The organism is Abyssisolibacter fermentans (assembly GCF_001559865.1).
In the GTDB taxonomy this organism is placed as follows: Bacteria; Bacillota; Clostridia; order Tissierellales; family MCWD3; genus Abyssisolibacter; species Abyssisolibacter fermentans.
Genome location: NZ_LOHE01000077.1, coordinates 1 through 22,638, shown reverse-complemented (window position 1 = coordinate 22,638; position 22,638 = coordinate 1). Strand labels below are relative to the sequence as shown.

Genomic DNA, 22,638 nt, shown 5'->3' with positions numbered 1-22,638 from the left:
TAGCAAACATAGACTCATCCCAATTAATTTTTATAGTGTTTTTGCATTATAGCATAATCTTTAAGCATATTAAAAATGACAACCAAAATATTGTTGTCATTTTATAAATTCACGCAATCCGCTTTTACCCATCCTATTTCATTTTTACATTTACCAAAAACATATTTACCAAAACAACCTATAACTTTAATATCCTCACCTTTTTTAACATCAAGAAATAATGATACAACATCATAACTAATGCTTAATTTCCCCGATATATCTTTAATGAATTCATTCTTTAATAAAAATATTTCCTGTGTACTTACCTTTTTACATATTGAAAATTCTTCTTCTTTCTTGATGAACTCAAATTCATTATCCTGCCAATCAAGTTTTACTATATTATCATTTTTAATATGAAAGTCTTTGGATATTTTGGCAGTTTTAAAGTTATCTTCTGCTAAACTTTTAAAAGCTATTTGATTATCTTTCTTTTCAATTATTAAAGCATTCATCTGGCCAACATATTTAACTCCATATCCACCATCTATTGAAATTATTTTTTTATTATTATCAATTATTACATTTCCGCTGAGACTTCTATGTCTGTAGTTCTGTGTTGGCCAATGACCAACTACAACATATTTGCTTGATTTATGCTCTAAATCTAAAAATCTCTTAATTGCAAGTAACGATTCTACCTTTGATTCTTTCCAGTTATCTATATTTTCTACGCCTGCATGTACAAAAATAAACTCATCAAATTCCAATGCTACTGGTAAACTCCTCATAAAATCTAATTCATCTTTATATCTATGTTTTATTTTATTCTGTATTTCTATAGCATCATCAATGCTTTTATACTCAACTGCCAGTTCTTTCATCCATTCTTTTATAATACATGGATACTTGATATTCTTTAAATGATAATCAAGTTTTTCACATCTCTTTTCGTCTAATAGTGACAATATGTATCTTTCATGATTACCAGATAAGATAATTGTATTTTGTCTATTAGATAACTTTTTCATATACTCTAATGTTTCTATGTTTTGTGAACCTCTTTGTAAAGTATCACCTAGTATAATAAGGTAGTCTTCTTTTTTTAAACTAACTTTGCTTATTAATCTTTTTAATAAATCTAATCCTCCGTGGATATCACTAATAACTACTATTCTATAATCATTATTTTTATTTATCTTGATAATTTTTTTCATTATAAGCCCCCTTATACTGCTACATTTATATATGAAATCTTCTTATAAATTCGGTTTTAAACTTTTTATTTGATAAAATAAACATACCAACTAATGTTAATATAGCATATAATGCTGAAACTGCACTTGGCCATAATGTGTCTACTATACCAATAGCAAAGAATAATATGGGAATGAATCCAATGAATGTCATAACAAATAAATACCCTATATAATCTTTCCACAACATTTGTTTTGTATATACTATTATTGTTATCAAAATTATTGCTACGATTATTAAAAATGGTATAACTATATTGACAGACCAACTATAACCACCTTGTGTTGTATCAATAACAAATAAAAAAAATGATATACCAATTAATTGCAGCAAAATTCTTACCCCGTAATGCGTCTTAGACATTAATGTATTTCTAATTAATAACCATAAGTATAATATAGGAGAAATTATGTATAAAACCCACGGTACACCATTGTAATTAAGTACATTGATAAGCGTACAAATACTTATTATGATTATAGATAAAAACAATAAAAATCTCAACTTCAAATTTTGTCTCATTTGATTAATATCATATTTAGGATATTCAGGATTTTTTTTAGCTTCAGATTCTTTTAAAGATTTCAAACAAAGTGGACATATGGCTAAATATTCATCTACATAAGCATTGCAATAATTACATTTTTTCATTAGTTTTGATCCCCCATTCATTTGAATATATATCAACACTGATTCCCTCTTGTTTTGATATATAAGAAAAAAAGTGTCTTATTATTTCAGTTTTTACTATTGATCTTGAAAATGTTATTGTCAATTTATCATCCACTGAACATACTCCACAATTAATAGGACTTTTTTTGGAAGAATATAAAATAGCATCAACGCGCTCTACTTGTTTACTCATAGATTCAGGTAATTTTATTCTACCCATATTTGTCACTGTGCTTGTCTTTCTTATATTTGAATTATAAAATGCTAAACGCATTATAATATTCTTAATCCATAAAGGAATGAATCTTGCTATAAGTAGCTTTTCGAATCTTATATTTTCAGCTATTTTGGGATAAAGGTTTTCCCTTTTAATTTTATCTCTTAGTTGTCTTTTTACTTCTTTTAAAATCTCGTCTAAAGCTGCATCTTTACCTAATGATAAACCTACATTAACTACAGAAAAAAAATTTCTTAATGTTTTTGATGGAAAAATTTTTCTGAGATTTACAGGTACAGCTATATTAACTGGCTCGTTATATATACCATATCTCATTGTTTCATTATATATTGAATAAATGAATAGACCAATTATATATTCAGTTATAGTTACTCCATATTCTTTGGCTTTAGTATTAATTTTTGATGCACTAACTACTCCATGTATCACATTGTTACCAAAAGGATCAAAAAAAGAACCTTCAATTTGATAAGCTTTCTTCTCTTTAATACTCGACAAATCACATGGTTGATAGTATTTTTGAAAACTATCTTCTATTTCATATTTACTAGGTATTTCATCAGAAGTTAATATCATATTTTCATGTTGTATATCAATATCTTGCATACGCAAATACTCATATGTAAGTGATTTTAAAAACTCTAAAGCACCATTACCATCAGTAAGGGAATGAAAAATTTCTACAGAAATACGGCAATTAAAATATAAAACCTTTAAAAGATATCCATTATTTGTTCTTAGGTCTATTTTATGACACGGGTAATCTATTTCCCTTTGTATTAAAAGTTTCTTCTCATTTGGTTCAAAGAAATACCAAAATAATCCTTTGCGTATTCTAACCCCTAATGTAGGAAACCTTAAAATAACAATATCAAGTGCTCTTTGTAAAAATTCAGGTTTTATCTTTTCTTTTAGTGTTATTGCTACTCTAAATGTAGATGTATTACTAGAAGACGATGCAGCAGGAAAGATTTTTGCAGCATTATCGAGTCTATACCAACTATTTATGTCTTTCATTGTATTTTATTCCTTTCATCTAAAGCATAATGCTTTTTTAAACAAAACTATTAAAGCCTATATATATTATATATAGACTTTAAAAAAAATCAAACCTACTTCATTAATATTTCAATAATAATTTTATCTATTTTTATGCAGCTGCATCTCTACAATCTATTTTTTTGATAGTAATATACGTTAATATTATACTTATAACTGCAAATACTAGATTTATATAATTGTTTGCTGATAATGATTGTCCATTACTACTTGAATTTAAAATAGCCATAACTAATAAAGATGTTAAAATTGTTGTTGAAACAGATTTTTTTCTAAATCCAAAATATAATGGAATTAAACTTAATATAGAACTAAAAGCTGCTAAAATGACAATATTTAAGAAAATATCACATAACATAGATATCTCTAGACTATCTGATATTATAGGAGTGAACACATCTGATATATACACAATAGAAAAAACAAATAGAAAAGCAAATACTATTGATATAAAAATGAATACTGTTATAAGAACAACCTTTGCCAAAATAATTTTTTTTCTATCTACAGGATAGCTGAATAACACATTAACAGTCTTGTTTTTGTATTCACCAATTATAAGTTTTGATATCAGTACACCAGCAAATACAGTATATGTAGAATTTATTATAGTTGTAATAAAAGCAATAAGATTATTATAATTGTTAAAATCTGAAGTATTCTCAACCTTTGAAATAATCATAACAAAAAACATAAAAGCTAATATTATTAAATCCGTTATAAATGCAGATCTAATATAACCTTTAAATTTAAATTTCTTTATTTCTAATCTTATCAAATTAATCAATTTCAACACCCCCATCTACCAATTTCAAGAAATAATTTTCTAAAGAACTTTGTTTTTTACTTATAGTGTTAATAATAATATCATTTAAAACCAATGCTTTTGAAACTTCATTTAATGACAGTTCTGTATCATATATTCTAATTGTTTTTTCATCCATTATTTTAAAGTTATTAACATGTAACTTATTATCTAAAATATAACCTGCTCTCTTACAATCCTCAACTTCTACCTCAATATATTCCATACTTTTCTGACGTATTGAATTCATTGATACTTCTTTTATTAATCTACCTTTGCTTATAACACCAATAGTATCAGCTATTTGTTCTATTTCACTTAATATATGACTTGATATTAATATTGTTATGCCATATTCTCTAGATAACATTTTAAGTATATCTCTTATCTCCTTTATACCTGATGGATCAAGCCCATTAATAGGTTCATCTAAAATCAATAATTCTGGTTTTGTAATAATTGCTCTTGCAATACCTAATCTCTGTTTCATTCCCATAGAAAAGTTCTTTACAGGTTTTTTGTCTATTCCTCTTAAATTTACAAGCTTTAATGCATCATCTATAGCCTTTTTGTCATAACATCCCATGTATTCTAAATGTAATTCAATATTTTCTCTTCCATTTAATTTTTCATAAAAAATTGGATATTCTATAAGACTTCCAATCCTTTTCATGCATTCATAAGGATTAGCAGATTTTTTTTCGCCAAAAATCTCTATATCACCTGCTGTTGGAATAACTAAATTTGTAATCATCTTCATTACTGTTGTTTTACCAGCTCCATTTGGTCCTAAAAAACCATATATCTCACCTTTTTTTATATTCATACTGACATTTGATACAACTTCTTGTTGTTTATATGCCTTGGTTAAATTATAAGTTCTTAAAATATACTCCATATTATCAACTCTCCTCTTAATATATTCAAACATCCCTCTTCTAGAAAAGCAAACTTCTTTAAGCTTAAATTGATACTACTTAAATCCTATGGTTTTATTTTATTTTTTGAAACTCTCTTTTTCATTAAGTAATTCTTACAAATTTCTTAAGTTGAAAAAATAACGTAAAAACTGTATTAATTATATCATCATAATTAATACAGTTTTCACGTTAATATAAAATCCTTTTCAATTTAATTGTAAAAATTGTTTTATCATACGGTTTACTGTACAAGTGTATCTCTGCATCCATTCTTTCAATAAGCCTTTTTGTAATAGTTAAACCTAAGCCGCTGCCTTGGAATGATTTATTTCTCGAGTCTTCAACTGTATATAACCTTTCAAATACTTTATCTTGATGAATTTCATCAATTCCTCTGCCCTTATCCCAAACATCTACATATACAAATTCATCGTCAGCTCTTACATCTAATCCTACTACCTTTCCTTCATAACCATACCTAATTGCATTTGATATCAAATTATTTAGAACTCTCCCCATTGCCTCCTCATTTCCAAATGCATAGACATTATTATCCGGCATATTAATTTTAACATCAATTCCTTTGTTATTTAACACATCATAAAATTCTAAAATATTTTGACTGCAAATATCATTCATGTTCACTCTTGTTATAGGTATATCTTTGTCTCCGGATTCAAGCTTTGCTAAATTGAAAAATTTATTGATTAATATAATTAATTCTTCTGTTTTATTTTGAACTTTTAATAGTGCTTCCTTCATTTCATCATTCTCAAGTTGATTATCAATATTCAGCGTCTCTATATAACCCAATATAACTGTAAGAGGTGTTTTTAAATCATGTGAAATATTTGAAAGCATTTTTTTCATATAAATTTGATTTCTTTTATAATTTGCAGTTGTTTTTTGATTGTAATTTATAAGCTCATTTATACTAACTAGCACATTTCTAATATAAGTATTTTGTGTTGTTATGTAGATTCTCTCACTACTTCCTTTTGAAATTATATCCTCTAATTTTTCATGTATATAAGCTAGATTATTATTTCTATTTTTTATTCTTAAATGCTGTATATATACAAATACTAATAAAATAACAATTATAATAACTAGTACTATAGTCATCTTACACTTCTCCTAACTTATACCCAATACCCCATAAGGTTTTAATATATTTGGGTTTTGAAGGATTGTCTTCAATCTTTTCTCTTAATCTTCTCATATGAACATTAATAATATTATCATCTCCATAATAATTGTCCTGCCAAATAGTATTATAAATTAGTGCTTTAGTAAAAACTCTGTTCGGATTTTTTATAAATAGCTTTAAAATTTCAAATTCTTTAAATGTTAGTTCTACTTTTTTGCCATGTTTATTTACAGAAAAATTATCTATATCAACTTCTAAGTCACCAATAATGATTTTATCATTATCACCTTTTGATTTTTCTTTAGAATAAACTGTAGCTCTTCTTATAGTAGCTTTAATCCTTGCTAAAAGCTCTATCATAGAAAATGGCTTAGCTATATAATCATCAGCTCCAAGTCCTAAACCCAAAGCTTTGTCCACATCAGAATCTTTAGCTGACATAATTAAAATGGGTATTAAGCTTTTCTCTCTTATCACTCTCATAAAATCCATACCATTAATTTTAGGTAGCATTAAATCCAAGAGAATGATATCAAAACTATCTTCAGAAAAAACTTTAAGTGCTGATTCTCCGTCAAATGCAGTTTTAACATCAAACCCTTCTTTTGTAAGATACTTTTTAACCATGTTACTGATTTCAACATCATCCTCAACAATTAAAATCTTTTTATTCATTTAATATTACCTCCAAAAATATTTATCTATGTTCTTCAATATTTATAAAACTATGTTACTTAATACTATAGCATAATAGTTGATTTTATTAAAAATGTAAATAAATCTTACACTGTTATTACAAGAAATTTACTAATATTTTATTAATCTGATTATAAACACTTATTCAGCATTATTAAAAATCTCACGGCTTTTACTATCCGTGAGATTCTCCTGTCTTAGTTAAAACTTATTTATTTTTAGGAGCATTTCTCTTCATAAAAAAGTAAATGAATTTACCTACAAGGTTCTTAAATGGGTTTTTTATTGAATCTATCGGGTAAACTTTATCTAGCCATCCTTCTTTTTTCCAATATTTATAATCAGCTGTTTCCCCTGTTTTATCTAATGAATTTATTGCTCTCCATAAATTGAAAAATGCTACTCTTTTTAAAGAAGGCCCATATACTTTTTCACTTTTTATTGCCGAGTAAAATTTATTTGAAATATTATCTAGCTTTTTGTTTAATTTATCAGTAACCTCTAATTGTAATGCAAATACTTTATATCTAAATGTAAATACTTTATTTACTCCCCAGTATTCAAACACCGACTTTAAATAATTTGTAACTTTCTTATCTCCGCCACCTGCTGTATTAACAATAACTAAAACATTCTTATTAAATAGCTTTGGTCTGTGAAGAAGATATGAATAATGGTCTATAAAATTTTTTACTGATGCAGGTACATTAAGCATATAAACAGGCGTAGCTATTATTATAGCATCTGCATTTAACATTTTCTCTTCAAAATTGTCTACTACATGCCTATCAGGACAATATTGTTCTCCTTTAATAATACATGAATGACAAGAAATACAGTAATTTAAATCAATATTATTCAAAAAGATTTCTTCAAATTCTACTTCACCTAATTGTTTCATTCTATCACATACAAGTTGAGTTAGTTTATATGTATTTCCTTTTCTTGCACTTCCAATTAAAACTAGCACTTTCATTAAATCACCTCTAATATATATATATTATATGATATTCTTCGATAGATTAATGGCTATCATTCATGTATTTATTTTTGCAAATAATAGTCAACCCATTTTTCTATATCAACAGTTCCAATGTCATATCCTTTAATTCGTTCTATTCTTTTATTCTGAGTATTATAAGATTCCATTCTGTATATTTTATCTATTATCCATTGATCAACATATTCCCTAACAAAATATCTTCTACTGTTAATAACATAATACTTAAGTGGTATAGCATCGTATAGTTTGTTTTTAGTATATATACGTTCCATATCCATGATGTCACATATATCTTCTTTAGGTACTCGTAGATACTCAGAAAGCTCATCAATATTCATTAAGCTGTTGTTAACATTACTTTCTTGATTATCTTGCCCCAATATATTATTAGAGATAATGTAAGCTGATGTTACTATTGAAATACCAATTATAATACTAACTAATATTATATTAATATTTATTTTATCTTTCATTATATACACCCCATTTTTAGTTTATATTATTGTCCAACTTTATTCAAATTTCAACACAAAAAAAGAAGGAAATTCACATAGAATTTATCCTTCTTCTTCATAAAAATATTAAACGAAACTCATTTTTCTTCTGCGTAAACAATTTAAATTAAATGAATCATTTAGCTTCTCTGCACAAATGACATGCTACCTTATGATCTTCACCGATATCTATTAAAGACGGTATTTTCTCACGACAAACATCTTTTACATATCTACAGCGAGTATGGAATCTACATCCTGATGGAGGATTAATAGGACTTGGTACATCTCCTGTTAAAAGTATTCTATCTTTTTTCTTATTTGGATCAGGTACTGGTATAGCTGAAAGAAGTGCCTCCGAATACGGATGTTTTGGGTTGGAATAAAGCTCATCACCTTTAGCTACCTCAGCTAATTTACCTAAATACATTACTCCCACCCTGTCACTTATATGTTTGACTACATTTAATCCATGTGCTATAAAAAGATATGTCAAATCAAATTCTTTTTGTAACTCCTTTAATAGATTTAATACCTGCGCTTGGATTGATACATCCAATGCCGAAACAGGTTCATCACAAACAATTAGTTTAGGTCTTAATGATAATGCTCTTGCAATACCCACTCTTTGTCTCTGTCCTCCACTAAATTCATGAGGAAATCTATCTTTATGAAAACTTGCAAGACCTACATAATTTAACAGCTTCAAAACCTCTTTATCAATCTCACTCCTGCCTACTATGTTATTGACTCTCATTGGTTCTGCAATTATATCACCTATATTCATCCTTGGGTTAAGAGATGCATAAGGATCTTGAAAAATTATCTGTATTTCTTTTGCAAGAGACCTTTTTTCCTTTTTATTTAAATTTGATATATTTCTACCTTCAAATAGTATTTCTCCCGAAGTTGGATCAAGTAAATTTACTATCATTTTACCTGTAGTAGATTTACCACATCCTGATTCACCTACTAAGCCAAGAGTTTCTCCTTTATATATTTTAAAAGAAATATCATCAACTGCTTTTACATAATCAGAAGTTTTTCCAAATAAACCTGATTTAATAGGAAAATATTTTTTTAAATTATTTATCTCTAATAAAGCTTCCAAGCTTTTCACCTACCTTTACTAATTAACTCCCTAAGTTTAAAGAAAACATCTTACTTGTCTGTTATCAACTTCTTTTAAAGGAGGTCTTTTCTCCTTACAAATATCCATACACTTACTACATCTTGTACTAAACGCACACCCTTTAGGCATTTCTAAAGGATTTGGAACCATTCCAGGGATAATAAATAACTTATCTACTTTTTCATCTATTTTTGGAATAGAAGAAAGCAATCCTTGTGTATATGGGTGAAGCGGATTTTCAAATATTTCGTTTACAGTACCTTTCTCCACTACTTTACCGCAATACATAACAACAACTCTATCAGCTGTTTCCGCGACAACTCCTAGATCATGTGTTATTAAAAGTATTGAAGTATTTAATTCATTTTTTAACTTCACCATCAAATCTAATATTTGTGCTTGTATTGTAACGTCTAATGCAGTAGTTGGTTCATCTGCAATAAGCAGCTCAGGACTACAAGAAAGAGCTATTGCTATCATAACTCTTTGACGCATACCACCACTAAGTTGATGCGGGTATGAATTAACTCTTTCTTCTGGTGATGGTATACCCACCAGCTTTAGCATTTCTATAGATTTTTTTAGCGCTTCTTTTTTCTTCATATTTTTATGCCTTATCAAGGCTTCTGATATTTGTTTTCCTACTGAAAATACAGGATTTAGTGACGTCATAGGCTCTTGAAAAATCATAGATATCCTATTTCCTCTAATATCCTGCATCTGTCTTTTAGATTTTTTTAATAAATTTTCACCATTGAATAGAATCTCTCCATCTATTATTTTACCTGGTGGATTTGGCACTAGTCCCATCACTGACAAAGAAGTAACACTCTTACCGCTCCCCGATTCTCCTACAAGAGCAACCACTTCTCCCTTATCTATATCAAAATCTACTCCATCAACTGCATTTACTAATCCTTTTTTTAATTTGAATTGTGTTTTTAAATTTTTAACTTGTAAAAGCATATTTCATCCCACCTTATTTTCGAAGTTTAGGATCTAAAGCATCTCGAAGCCCATCTCCCAATAAATTAAATGCAAGTACTGTAATAGTTATGGCAATACCCGGAAAGAAAACCAGATGAGGTGCATTATAGAAATAGCCTCTACCTGCTCCAAGCATTGTTCCCCATTCTGCATTAGGAGGCTGAACTCCAAGACCCAAGAACCCTAACGCTGCAGTTTCTAGTATAGCAGTCGATACTCCCAGTGTAGCACGCACAATTATTGGAGACATGATATTGGGTAATATATGTCTAAAAATTATTGCAAAATCATTATTTCCAATGACTTTTGCAGCTTGTACAAATTCACTTTCTTTTATAGAAAGTATTGACCCTCTTACTATTCTTGCATATTCAGGTATAGTAACAATACTTATTGCTATAATAGCTTTTTCAATACCCTTTCCTAAAGCACTCATAAATGCTATTGCAAGAAGCAAAGATGGAAATGCAAGTATTATATCCATAAATCGCATTAATATCATATCTACTTTACCGCCATAATATCCTGATAGTGCTCCTATTAATATTCCTATAGATAGTGATATAGCTACTGCTATAACACCTACTTTTAGCGAAATCCTCGTTCCAGCTATAATCCTACTTAATATATCTCTACCTTGTTCATCAGTTCCCAACAGATGAGATGATGATGGACGTTGTAAGCTTTCAGACAATTCACCTACACATGGATCGTATTGCATTATAAATTTACCAAATATAGCTACTAAAACTAAAATTATTATTATTACAAGTCCTACCATTGCCAGCTTGTTACTCCTTAATGATTCCCACAATTCAATCCACTGTGATGATTTTTTAGTATTTCCCATCATATTCACCTCTCTTTACATATATTTTATCCTTGGATCTAAATATCCATATAGTATGTCTACTAATAAATTCATGCCAACAAATATTACTGCCATCATAATTACACTACCTTGAACAACAGGAAAATCCGATTTTAGAATCGCATCAACTGTATAACTACCCACACCTGGCCAGCCAAAAACTGTTTCTGTAAGTACAGCTCCACCTAACAATCTACCAAGCTGTAATCCTATAACTGTTACTATTGGAATCAAAGCATTTCTCAAAGCGTGTGATAAAACTACTATTCTTTCAAATAGCCCCTTTGCTCTAGCTGTTCTTATGTAGTCATTTCTAATAATTTCAAGCATTGTAGACCTTGTCATACGAGCAATTATTGCTGTTGAGTAAGATCCAAGTGCTATAGCAGGTAAAACAAGATGTTTTAAAGTACTAACAAGAGCCTCCATATCTCCCGTGGCTATACTGTCAATAATATACAAACCTGTTATTCTTACAGGCTCTAATCCTAATTGGATTCTTCCCGCAACAGGAAACCAATGTAAATTAACTGCAAATACTACTATAAGCATTAATCCTAACCAAAATATTGGCATAGACACACCAAGTAACGCAGCTATCATACTTATATAGTCAATAATGGAATTTTGTTTTACAGCAGAAATAATTCCTATCCCTATACCAAATATCGAAGCTATTATTATTGCTGCTAATGCTAATTCTACTGTAGCAGGAAATCTTGCAAAAAACTCATCTGTAACAGCTGTTTTTGTTATTAATGATTTACCAAAATCTCCATGCAGTATTCCTTTTAGAAAATCCCAGTATTGAACATATAATGGTTGATCAAATCCCAATTCTTCCCTTAACTCTTCTACCTGCTCAGTAGTAGCATGTTGACCTAGTATTATACTAGCTGGATCAGTTGTAAAAACATGCATAACTACAAATACCATGATTGATATTCCAAGTAGCACAGGTAAAAGCAATATTAGCCTTTTAATAATATACTTTAACATACGATTCTCCTTTCATATGATGTGATTTTGAAGTAAGAAAATTCCGCCATTTTGACGGAATTTTCTATGATTATTCCTTGTCTATTGTATTTAGGAAAACTACTCCTGTAGGATGAAGTTTAAAACCTTTTATGTCATTTGTATATGCTGCCATATCTGTAGCATGTGAAATAGGAAGCCAAGGTGCGTCTTTTGTCAAAATTTCTTGCACTTTTTCATATACTTTATTTCTTTCTTCACCATTTGTCATTGTCTTAGCCTCAGCTAACAATTCATCTATTTCTTCACTTGAATACATTGCTGAATTTAGTGATGAAGAAATTTCTTTTGAGTCTAATAGTGATAAGAAGTTATCTGCATCTCCATTATCTCCTATCCAACCAAAGAATAGTATATCTCCTTCTCCTTGAGTGGCTTTTTGCTTGTACTCTTTCCAAGGATAAACATCTATAGTAGCTTTAACACCTACTTGTGATAGATAGTTTTGCACAGCTTCTGCTAGTTTTTGGCCAACAGGATTATATGGTCTTGGATTAGAATAACAAATCATTTTGACTTCTAAATCTTCTTTGCCTAATTCTTTTAACATTTGTTTAGCTTTTTCTGTATCATACTCATATGGTTTTACAGCATCATTATAGCCCGGTATAAAGCTTGGCATATAACTGCTTGCTAGTTCAGAGTATCCTTGATACAAATATTTAACTAATTCTTCACGATCAATTGCATGAGATAAAGCTTCTCTTAACTTTGGATCATTGAAGGGCTCTCTTGAACAGTTAAACGCCATGTAGTTAATATTCATACCATTCTGCTTTAACACATTCAATTTATTATCTTCTAGCTGTTTAACATCATTAGGAGCAACTCCATCTATTATGTCAACTGAACCTGCAATTAATTCACTTGCTCTAACAGAGTTTTCTTTTGTTATTTTAAATATAACCTTATCTACTTTTGCTTTTTCTCCCCAATAATCTTCATTTTTTTCTAAAGTTATAGCTTGTCCCTTATCCCATTTAACAAATTTGAATGGTCCTGTTCCTATAGGATTTGAAGATAAATCTTTTCCGTTAGGGCATGCTATCGGAGCTGCTAAAGCCATAGCCATATTAGCTAAGAATGGAGTATACTTATCTTTTAAAGTAAATTTAACTGTATATTCATCAACTTTTTCTACCTTTTCCACTTCACCATATGTAAATGACGCATAAGGCATATCACTTGTTCTGTTTGGTGGTAACTGTCTTTCAACACTAAAAACTACTGCATCAGCATTGAATGGAGTTCCATCATGGAATTTAACATCTTTTCTTAAATTAAATACATATTCTTTACCATCATCACTAACTTTCCAATCTGTAGCTAATGCTGGTTCGATTTCAGTAGATCCATCTTTGTATCTTACCAAACCTTCATATATATTTACTATAACCTTTGCAGATTCTCCATCTGATACATATGCTGGGTCAAGAGCTGTAGAATCAGCACCTCTTGCATATATTAATGTTTTAGGTTTTTCACTACTGTCCTTACTACCAGTTGTTTCAGAGCCACAACCTGCAAGCATTAAAGTACTTAGCATAACCATTGATATAATCAATGCTAAAATTCTTTTTTTCATAAATAATCCTCCTTTGTATTTTATTAATTTTGTCCTTATTATCAATATTAATACTAAGAATTATCGATTTAAATTTTTAATGCGCTAAATTAATAAAACGAAAAAAATATTATTACAACTTCTTAATATTGATATTAAAATAATGTTATAAAGTTTTTATAATGTTATCATATATGAAAATAGATTTCAATGAATTTTTCTGTATATTTTGAATTTTTTTGTCGAAATCGTTTTCATGTTATTATATTGTATTATTCCTCTTAAGCTTTATAAATTCCACTTTTGATATCTTTTTATATATAGTTTTACCAACAAGTTATAGTATTTTTTCACTATAACAGTAACTGGTCACTTAAGCACATTTTATTACTTTTCTAAATATTTTATTTTTTCCCATATTTATGTGGTATAATCATTTATATTACTAAATCAGGAGGGAGAAACTATGTCAATTGTTGCTAAAATCTACAGAGGAAATTTAGTTGATGTAACTCATATAGGTCACATCGCTGTTGTTGACTATACTGGAAAGATACTTTATCACTATGGTAATCCTGAAAGGGTAACTTTTGCCCGTTCTTCAGCTAAACCTATACAAGCAATACCTTGTATAGAAAGTGGAGCTGTAGATGCTTATAATATTAACGATAAGGAATTAGCACTGTTTTGTGCTTCTCATAGTGGAGAATACTTCCATACAAACTATGTTAAAAGTATTTTATCTAAAGCAGGCTTGAATGAAGAATATTTACAGTGTGGTACGCACTACCCTTTAGCAAAATATGCAGCAGACAAATTAATAGCTAATAATCAAGAACCACAAAGTGTACATTGTAATTGTTCTGGCAAGCATTCTGGTATGCTAATAACAGCAAAATTTTTAAACGAAGATCTAAATACATACTTTAAAGAAGAACATCCTGTACAAAAAAGAATTATGGAAATAATTTCGGATATTTGTGACTATAATAAAAATGATATTATAACTGCTATTGATGGATGTGGCGTACCCGTTCATGCTTTACCTCTTTATAAATTTGCTCAAGGATATGCTAGACTTTCAAAGCCTGAATTATTTAATGAAAAACGAAAAAATGCCATTAAAAGAATTACTAATGCTATGACTTCCTATCCTGAAATGATAGGAGGCACTGACAGACTATGCTCTGACTTGATGAGAGTATGTGGTAAAAAGCTGTTTGCAAAAACTGGAGCATCTGCTTATTATGCTATAGGTTTAAAGGATAAAGGAATAGGTTTAACCTTTAAAATGGAAGATGGTAACAGCAAAATTATCAGTGCAGTCATACTTGAAACTCTTAGACAATTAGATATCATTACAAATGAAGAATTAAAAGAACTCGATAAATACTATAATATTCAATACAAAAACCATAAGGGGGAAATTGTAGGTCATATTGAAACAAGCTTTGAATTAATAAAGGATATAGAACAATAAGCGGTTTACGCCACGTTAATGCTGGTTACTCATATATATTTTCTATTGACATGCTTTGTGAGTCACTTGGCTTATTATTTTTTGGTTCAGCGATATAAGAGATTTTTCTAACTCGGAGAAGGGCGTATTTTTTCAATTGTTTATAAGGTTAAAATACACCCTTCAATGTCGTTTACAAAAAATCTCTTACCCGCTTCTATTTAGTTTTTGGTATTTTCTTTATTGTCAAGCGTTGTGGGAATTTCAATGTAACTAAATAGTTATATTTCACAACTCACTGACATAGAAACTCTCTAAGAATCTTCTACGGTTCCGACAAAAACTTGTTTCTTATGATTAGTAAAAGCGTTGAAGAAACAAGCTTTTGAAAGTCACCTTCCGAAGAAACCTTAGAGATTTCCTAGTTACATATCGGTTATAATAATTTGTGCCTTGTTATAATCTTTTTTAGCTATCAGTTAGGGTTAAGTTTCAAACATATCAATATTTAAAACTTACAAAACAATAACTAATCAAACCGCAAATAACTGCTATAACAACTAGTCTAACCACTAAATCCTCTAGGGCTCAATCTGAGGTTTCTTTGTAGGTGACTTTTAAGAAGTAATTTTTTCAACGCTTTTATTTAATGAAAAAAATTACTTCTTTACAGGAACAGCAAAGATTCTCAGATTCGTGCCCCTCTCCATTTAGTAATGAATCACTATTATGTAATAACTTCGTACTCACAACGCCTGTCCCTAAAGAAATTAAACATTATATCTTATAGAAGCTACATGACATTTTTTGACCACGACATTGATGCCTATATTTTTTCATCTTTATATAACTAGAAAAATGTAGGCATCTCCGAGTAAAAAAAATGTCTTGTATGGCTTCAACACAAAAACATTGAGTAACACTTCCCTCAAAGGTTTACCCTAGCTATTTTAACAATTTTTTGAACTCTTATTACAAAATTAGGACTTTAAATAAAACATTAAGTAATAACTAAATTAAATTTGGTATCTTCATAATTTAAATTATACAACTTTAACAAAAGATTTCTTTACTTTATTAAACTTATTTTTCTTACCTTGTTTACATTTCAGTTTTTTTAATTTAAAATTATGTTTAAAAGTAAATGATTTTTGTATATTTATTAAACTTGATAAAAAATGCAATAATAAGATTGTTGTCATAAATATGAAGTGTAACTTCAAGGGAGGATGAATATGGTTAAAAAAATTGAGAATGGAATACTATACTTTGATGGATGCAATACATTAGAATTAGCTAAAAAATACAATACACCCCTTTATGTAATTTCGGAAAATGAAATAATTAATAGATGTAAGGAAATTAGAGAATCTTTTTTGAATAAATATCCAAACACAAAAGCTGTATATGCTTCTAAAGCATTTTTATCTCTTGCTATGTGTAAAATCATAGAAAGAGAAGGTTTAGGACTTGATGTAGTATCGGGCGGCGAATTGTATACAGCTATAGAAGCAGGGTTCCCAGCTGAAAAACTAGAGTTTAACGGAAATAATAAATCAGCAAGCGAATTAAGAATGGCTGTAAGCTATGGAGTAGGTAGAATTATTGTTGATAATACTTTTGAACTAGACTTATTAGAAGAAATATGTAAAAGTGAAAATAAAACTGCAAAAATATTATTTAGAATAACACCTGGTGTTAAAATAAATACTCATAAATATATCACTACAGGGAATAAAGATTCTAAATTTGGTATTCCTTTAAATGAGAATATTATTTATCCTGCTATAGAAAAAGCTATAAAATCAGAGCATATTGAATTCATAGGTTTTCATTATCATGTTGGTTCTCAACTTCATGATAACAGATCACATTTAGCAGCACTTGAAACTTCTTTAGCACTTGTTAATTTTACTATAGACAAATACGGCTACACACCATCAGAGTTAAATATCGGAGGTGGCTTTGGTATTAAATATACTGAAAATGATAATCCAAAACCATTATCATATTTTATTGATCCTATTATGGATAGGATTGAAAGATTTTGTACTGAAAAAAATTTAGATATGATGCAAGTAATAATTGAGCCTGGTAGATGGGTAATTGGCGAAGCAGGAATAACTTTATATACTATAGGCTCAATCAAAGACATACCAAATATAAGAAAATATGTAGCTGTAGACGGAGGAATGACAGATAATATTAGACCTGCACTATACCAAGCACAGTATGATGCTGTTATAGCTAACAAAGCTAGCAAACCAAAAACTGAAACAGTAACTATTTGTGGCAAATGTTGTGAATCAGGAGATATATTAATCAAAGACATTAATACACCTAATGTTGAAGCGGATGATATATTAGCTGTATTTAGCACTGGTGCCTATGGATACTCTATGTCAAATAATTATAATAGAAATGTTATCCCAGCAGTGGTTTTAGTTAATGATGGAAATGATGAACTAATAGTTAAAAGACAGTCTTATCAAGATATGTTACGAAATGACCTTGTGCCAGAAAGATTAAGATAATTTTGAATTTTATAGCTATAAATAATCAAGCCTATATCATATAATATAGTACGGATATAAATAGCTCCGAAATACTTAAATAGAAAGGAGAAATATTTTGAATATTGAATTCACTAAACTGCAAGGACTTGGCAATGATTTTATTGTAATTGATAATAGAATATATAATTTTTCAACTCAAAAACTATCTACTTTCGCATCAAGATTATGCACCAGAAAATTATCAATAGGAGCAGATGGTCTTATGGCTGTAGATACTGCTACTACTAGTAATGCAGATTTCAAGATGAGATTCTACAACTCTGATGGTAGTATTGGTGAGATGTGCGGAAATGGGGCAAGATGTATTGCAAGATATGCATTTGTAAATAATATAACAAGTAATAACATGTCTTTTGAAACTACAGCAGGAATTGTGCACGCTCAGATACAAGAAGGTAGGTTAGTCAAAGTACAGCTTAATAACCCAGATATACTTGACCTAGATAGGACGGTTACTATTGATGATAATATATATAACTGTTCATATATAGAACTGGGCAATCCTGGTGTTCCCCATGCAGTAGTTAAAATGACTGGATTAAATAATACTGCTACGAATGAAATATTTGATTTAGGTAAAGCTTTAAGATACGATAATGTGTTCCCTAAAGGAGCAAATATTAACTTTTATGACATAGTGGATGATACAACTGCAATCGTAAAGACTTATGAAAGAGGCGTTGAAGATTTTACCCTTGCATGTGGTACGGGATCAGCCTCCGTTGCAATTGCATTAATTTTAAAAAACATATTAAAAAGCAATAATGTAAAAATTATAGTCCCTGGTGGAGAGTTATTTGTAAATATAGAAAGAAATAAACTTGATGTGCAAAAGGTTTATCTAATTGGAAATACCAATATTGTATGTAAGGGCGTCATAACAGATGAAGAATTGCTGTATTAATCAAAACATTATAACAACGGAAGCAATTACGTAGTAATTGCAACACACCGTTTCAACGAGGTGCAAGATTGCATACCGCCTGTTAAATTTAATCGGTCTCCACCACCCTATAGAGATGGTAGACATCTTGTGCCTTGTTATAAAGAAGGCTTTACAATGAAAGTATATGTAAGCGTAAACATCGAAGGCGTTACAGGCAGAAATACCTAATTCCATAATAGGTGGAATTGTTGTATTTTCTTTTATTAATTTATTATATCAATAATATGATTAGGAAACTCTCTTTTAGCAAATGTATAGCCATTTTTGTCTTCTTTTCCTATATGTCTGTATAATAAATGAGTATAAGATATAGCATTAGCAATAACATCTAATTTACTTTCATCATCACCTGCTTTTACTCTTACTACTGCTTTCTCAAGCTCTTTAAGGTACAGTCTTCCAAAATCAAGTTCAGATATCATTCCATAATGTTTTACAAAGCTTATCATCATAGTAATATCATCATAATTTATATCATCACCTTTTAAAATACCATAACATTCCTCTCTAATTACTAATAATATTCTTTTGATACATTTTTGCTCTTCAACCATTAATTCAATACCATCCATGCTTTTGACCTCCTTAAAATTTTAAAAAATTGATTGTCTAAATAATCTATTATGTCCCAAATTTTATTCTATATTAGTTATATAGTAACCCAAACACCTATAATTATGCTGCGTTTTATTTTTCTAGTTGTCAAAGGGGCATTTCTATTGTCATATTTTACCGTTGAATATAATATCATTATTCATTTACGATTTTATTAATTACATGGTTTGCAAATAAAAATGTAAAACTAAAAAATAAGAATCCCTTTTAGATTCTTATTTTTCTTAAACTATTTTTTATGTAATAACTCAGCTATTAGCATACTATAAACCTTTACTGCTGTTATTAAATCATCTTCAATAAAATCAAATTTACCATTGTGATGATCAGCTTTTATATCACTGCCTATAATAAAATAGATAGCTTTTCCTCCATTATTTTGAACTCTTTTCATCATATAAGTAAAATCTTCACTTCCTCCAAAATTAATGTTAGTATCATCTACTTCTACGTTATTGATTTTATTAACAGCATCTTTTAATTTGTTTATTAAATACTCATCACTAACAGCACTTTCTGCTCCACCCATTTCTTTAATACTTAACTTTAAATCATACATATCAGCACTGCTCTTAATAATCCTAATAGCATGTTCTTTCATATAATTGTTTAGCTCTGATGTGCTACCTCTTGTCTCTACCATCATAACAGCATCTGAAGGTATAACATTTCTCCCACTTCCTGCTGTTAATTTACCTACATTAATTCGTGTTTGACCTTTACTATGCCTTGGTATCGAATTTAAATTTAAAATAGCCGTTGCTACAGCTAACATAACATTCTTTCCTTTTTCAGGACTAGCACCAGCATGAGTTGAAATCCCTGTAAAATGTGCATCAAACTTTGATGTAGCCAATAATTCTTGTACATTAGAATATATCTTATTACTTCCATCTTTAACCATACCAATATGACTAGATAATATAAAATCCAAATCATCTAATATCCCAGAGACTGCCATTGATTTAGCACCTCTAACACCTTCTTCAGCAGGTTGAAAAATAAGTTTTATTGTTCCATTAAAAAACTGTTTCATTTCAGACAAAATTTTCGCTATGCCTATTCCTATAGCAATATGACCGTCATGTGCGCAAGCATGCATAATACCTTCATTTAATGATCTAAAACCCTCTTTTTTAGGAAAATGTTCTGTGTCTTTACTTTCGAGTACCTCTAGTGCATCTATATCAAATCTAAGCCCTATAACTGGTCCATCACCACATTTAAGAATACCTACAACTCCTGTAAACCCATATTTCACTTTTTCTAAATAATAAGTATCTGCACCTTGTTTTTTTGCTCTAATATAATGTTCTTTTAAGATTTCTTTATCTATTAGACCCATTCGCTTGTCTGAATTCATTACTTCCTTTCCTACTAAAACTTGAAAGCCAAGTTCTTCTAATCGTCTTGCAACTAGTGATGCAGTTCTAAATTCTGTCCAACCAATTTCAGGATATTTATGAAAATCTCTTCTATCAATTATTATTTCCTCTTTAATTTTATCTACTTTTTTTTGTATCAAATTATGCATTAAATTGCCCCCTTTCTAAAAACTTTCTATTCTAATTACTTCTAAATTATAATAACCACATTAATTACCTTTTAACTATGATAATCATATCAGCTATCTGCTCATATTTAGTTTATAAATTTATATTATTTTGCGTTTATGCATTCAAATTGTGTTCAAATCATCATCGATAATGATTTTATCACTAAAATTAATATTGTCAATTTAACACCTTCTATTTTTATTTTTAAATATAATTAATAAATAACATTGGTCAGTTAAAAAATTTTATTTAAAAAAATTAATTTAGGTCCTTAAAAAATATAGATTATACGTAAACTATATAAGAAAGCCAAATTATTCAGATATATGAATAATTAAGGTTAAATAGAATAAATTTTATTACAAAAAAGGAGGACATGTTATGTCAAAAAAAATATTTTCCATTACATTAATTTTAATAATTGTATTAACTAGTGCAGTATGTTCATTTGCTGCAGATGGAAAGCAAGTTGTACGAGAAACAAAAAAAATTAAAGATTCACAGCTAGGTAAAGTTAAAAATATAAAAAAAGAGAAAGTCATGAAAAATGAAGAAGAAAAAGAAATTGATGAAAATAACAATGTACAAGAATGGGAAAAAACAAAAAATGAATTAGAAATTCAAAAAGATGAAGCAGAAAAATTAAAAGATGAACTTGAAGCTAAATATGAAGTAGCTAAGGAAAGTGGAGATCTAGAATTAGCGACTCAATTAAAATCTGAATTAGATGCATCTAAGGAACAGTTTAAAAGTTTAAAAAATGATATGCACTCAGTAATTTTAGAAAGAAAAGCTATGATTAAGTCAAAATACACTGAAGAAGAAATGCAAAAGTTAAAAGAAGCTGAAGAAAAAATAATAGAAGATCAACCAGAAGCGAAAATATTACCTGTAGATAGTATATTTTCAAAATCAGCTAAATTTAAATTCGACACTCCTCCTGTAATCAAATATGGACGAACTCTAATACCAGTTAGAGCTATAACAGAAGGTTTCAAAGCAAACGTTGAATGGAAACCAGATACTAAAGAAGCAGTGGTTACAAAAGGTGAAACAGAAATAGTTCTCCAATTAGATTCTAATATAGCAATAGTAAATGGAGAAGAAATAGAATTAGATGTTAAATCAGGTATGCTTAATAATAGAATGTACGTTCCATTAAGATTTATCCTAGAAAATTTGGGTTTAAAAATTGACTGGGATGAAGAAAATGAAACTATTGAAATAGATGAAGAAGAAAATGAAGCAGATGAAGAAAATCAAGATAGCGATACAGATGAGCAAATTCAAGATGATGAAACAGATGAACAGGTTCAAGATAGTGATGCAGATGAGCAAATTCAAGATGACGAATCAGATGAACAAGTTCAAGATAGCGATACAGATGAGCAGATTCAAGATGACGAATCAGATGAACAGGTTCAAGATAGTGATGCGGATGAGCAAATTCAAGATGACGAAACAGATGAACAGGTTCAAGACAATGAAACAGTTGAAAGTATCCAATAAATTTGTTAGTAAAATATGATATAGTCTATAAGCTAATACATAATGCTGTAGTCATAGTAAAATAGTTAGTATAAGTTATATAATTTATCGAGAATATAATTAACTTTGT

General features: G+C 29.1%; 21 protein-coding genes. 5 read left to right on the top strand and 16 right to left on the bottom strand.

The genetic code is table 11. The features are described 5' to 3' along the window. Positions 1 to 101 precede the first annotated feature (101 nt). The 14 genes from AYC61_RS14925 to AYC61_RS14860 form a co-directional block, all read right to left on the bottom strand. Positions 102 to 1,199, bottom strand: a complete 1,098-nt coding sequence (locus AYC61_RS14925; RefSeq protein WP_066504101.1) for a metallophosphoesterase — start codon at positions 1,197 to 1,199, stop codon at positions 102 to 104. Between the two features lie 25 nt (positions 1,200 to 1,224). Then, positions 1,225 to 1,890, bottom strand: a complete 666-nt coding sequence (locus AYC61_RS14920; protein WP_066504097.1) for a DUF6320 domain-containing protein — start codon at positions 1,888 to 1,890, stop codon at positions 1,225 to 1,227. After that, the gene (locus AYC61_RS14915) at positions 1,877 to 3,166 is read right to left on the bottom strand and encodes an alcohol acetyltransferase (protein WP_242866808.1); all 1,290 of its coding nucleotides are present in this window, start codon (positions 3,164 to 3,166) and stop codon (positions 1,877 to 1,879) included. Before AYC61_RS14915 ends, AYC61_RS14920 begins: the two co-directional genes overlap by 14 nt. A gap of 133 nt (positions 3,167 to 3,299) precedes the next feature. Next, positions 3,300 to 3,995, bottom strand: coding sequence for an ABC transporter permease (locus AYC61_RS14910; RefSeq protein ID WP_066504094.1), 696 nt, complete (start codon positions 3,993 to 3,995; stop codon positions 3,300 to 3,302). Continuing rightward, complete coding sequence (locus AYC61_RS14905) at positions 3,988 to 4,911, bottom strand: ABC transporter ATP-binding protein (RefSeq protein ID WP_066504090.1); 924 nt, start codon at positions 4,909 to 4,911, stop codon at positions 3,988 to 3,990. The genes AYC61_RS14910 and AYC61_RS14905 overlap by 8 nt, the downstream gene beginning before the upstream one ends. A 211-nt stretch (positions 4,912 to 5,122) precedes the next feature. Further along, on the bottom strand, positions 5,123 to 6,058 hold the full coding sequence (locus AYC61_RS14900) for a sensor histidine kinase (protein WP_066504089.1): 936 nt from the start codon (positions 6,056 to 6,058) through the stop codon (positions 5,123 to 5,125). Position 6,059: 1 nt separating this feature from the next. Further along, a complete protein-coding gene (locus AYC61_RS14895) occupies positions 6,060 to 6,758 on the bottom strand; it encodes a response regulator transcription factor (protein ID WP_066504088.1) in 699 nt (232 codons plus the stop codon). 229 nt (positions 6,759 to 6,987) lie between these two features. Then, entirely contained in the window at positions 6,988 to 7,755 is a 768-nt protein-coding gene (locus AYC61_RS14890) for a flavodoxin family protein (protein ID WP_066504087.1), read from the bottom strand. Between the two features lie 68 nt (positions 7,756 to 7,823). Further along, complete coding sequence (locus AYC61_RS14885; RefSeq protein ID WP_066504086.1) at positions 7,824 to 8,255, bottom strand: hypothetical protein; 432 nt, start codon at positions 8,253 to 8,255, stop codon at positions 7,824 to 7,826. 157 nt (positions 8,256 to 8,412) lie between these two features. Then, positions 8,413 to 9,387, bottom strand: coding sequence for an ABC transporter ATP-binding protein (locus AYC61_RS14880; RefSeq protein ID WP_066504084.1), 975 nt, complete (start codon positions 9,385 to 9,387; stop codon positions 8,413 to 8,415). A gap of 36 nt (positions 9,388 to 9,423) precedes the next feature. Next, entirely contained in the window at positions 9,424 to 10,374 is a 951-nt protein-coding gene (locus tag AYC61_RS14875) for an ABC transporter ATP-binding protein (RefSeq protein ID WP_066504082.1), read from the bottom strand. A gap of 13 nt (positions 10,375 to 10,387) precedes the next feature. Continuing rightward, positions 10,388 to 11,248, bottom strand: a complete 861-nt coding sequence (gene nikC, locus AYC61_RS14870) for a nickel transporter permease (RefSeq protein ID WP_202906849.1) — start codon at positions 11,246 to 11,248, stop codon at positions 10,388 to 10,390. Between the two features lie 12 nt (positions 11,249 to 11,260). Then, a complete protein-coding gene (locus tag AYC61_RS14865; protein ID WP_066504079.1) occupies positions 11,261 to 12,265 on the bottom strand; it encodes an ABC transporter permease in 1,005 nt (334 codons plus the stop codon). Between the two features lie 70 nt (positions 12,266 to 12,335). After that, positions 12,336 to 13,889, bottom strand: a complete 1,554-nt coding sequence (locus AYC61_RS14860; protein WP_066504077.1) for an ABC transporter substrate-binding protein — start codon at positions 13,887 to 13,889, stop codon at positions 12,336 to 12,338. Between the two features lie 445 nt (positions 13,890 to 14,334). Between AYC61_RS14860 and AYC61_RS14855 the strand changes: the two genes are divergently transcribed. The 4 genes from AYC61_RS14855 (at position 14,335) to AYC61_RS21600 (ending at position 19,017) form a co-directional block, all read left to right on the top strand. Further along, positions 14,335 to 15,348: an asparaginase gene (locus AYC61_RS14855; RefSeq protein ID WP_066504075.1), complete on the top strand. Its 1,014-nt coding sequence runs from the start codon at positions 14,335 to 14,337 to the stop codon at positions 15,346 to 15,348. A 1,214-nt stretch (positions 15,349 to 16,562) separates the two neighbouring features. Then, positions 16,563 to 17,861 carry a diaminopimelate decarboxylase gene (gene lysA, locus AYC61_RS14850; RefSeq protein WP_066504073.1) on the top strand — a complete coding sequence of 433 codons (1,299 nt, stop codon included), beginning with the start codon at positions 16,563 to 16,565 and terminating at the stop codon, positions 17,859 to 17,861. A 97-nt stretch (positions 17,862 to 17,958) separates the two neighbouring features. Beyond that, positions 17,959 to 18,807 carry a diaminopimelate epimerase gene (gene dapF / locus AYC61_RS14845; RefSeq protein WP_066504071.1) on the top strand — a complete coding sequence of 283 codons (849 nt, stop codon included), beginning with the start codon at positions 17,959 to 17,961 and terminating at the stop codon, positions 18,805 to 18,807. A 60-nt stretch (positions 18,808 to 18,867) separates the two neighbouring features. After that, positions 18,868 to 19,017, top strand: a complete 150-nt coding sequence (locus AYC61_RS21600) for a M55 family metallopeptidase (RefSeq protein ID WP_162265474.1) — start codon at positions 18,868 to 18,870, stop codon at positions 19,015 to 19,017. A gap of 35 nt (positions 19,018 to 19,052) precedes the next feature. Here AYC61_RS21600 and AYC61_RS14840 read toward each other — a convergent pair whose 3' ends face one another. Together AYC61_RS14840 and AYC61_RS14835 are read right to left on the bottom strand one after the other, a co-directional pair. Then, positions 19,053 to 19,421, bottom strand: coding sequence for a hemerythrin domain-containing protein (locus AYC61_RS14840; RefSeq protein WP_066504069.1), 369 nt, complete (start codon positions 19,419 to 19,421; stop codon positions 19,053 to 19,055). A gap of 272 nt (positions 19,422 to 19,693) precedes the next feature. Then, positions 19,694 to 20,998, bottom strand: a complete 1,305-nt coding sequence (locus AYC61_RS14835; RefSeq protein ID WP_066504068.1) for an amidohydrolase — start codon at positions 20,996 to 20,998, stop codon at positions 19,694 to 19,696. A 403-nt stretch (positions 20,999 to 21,401) separates the two neighbouring features. On the opposite strand from AYC61_RS14835, the gene AYC61_RS14830 reads away from it, so the two are divergent. After that, positions 21,402 to 22,529: a copper amine oxidase N-terminal domain-containing protein gene (locus AYC61_RS14830; protein ID WP_066504062.1), complete on the top strand. Its 1,128-nt coding sequence runs from the start codon at positions 21,402 to 21,404 to the stop codon at positions 22,527 to 22,529. The last annotated feature ends 109 nt before the right edge of the window (positions 22,530 to 22,638 follow it).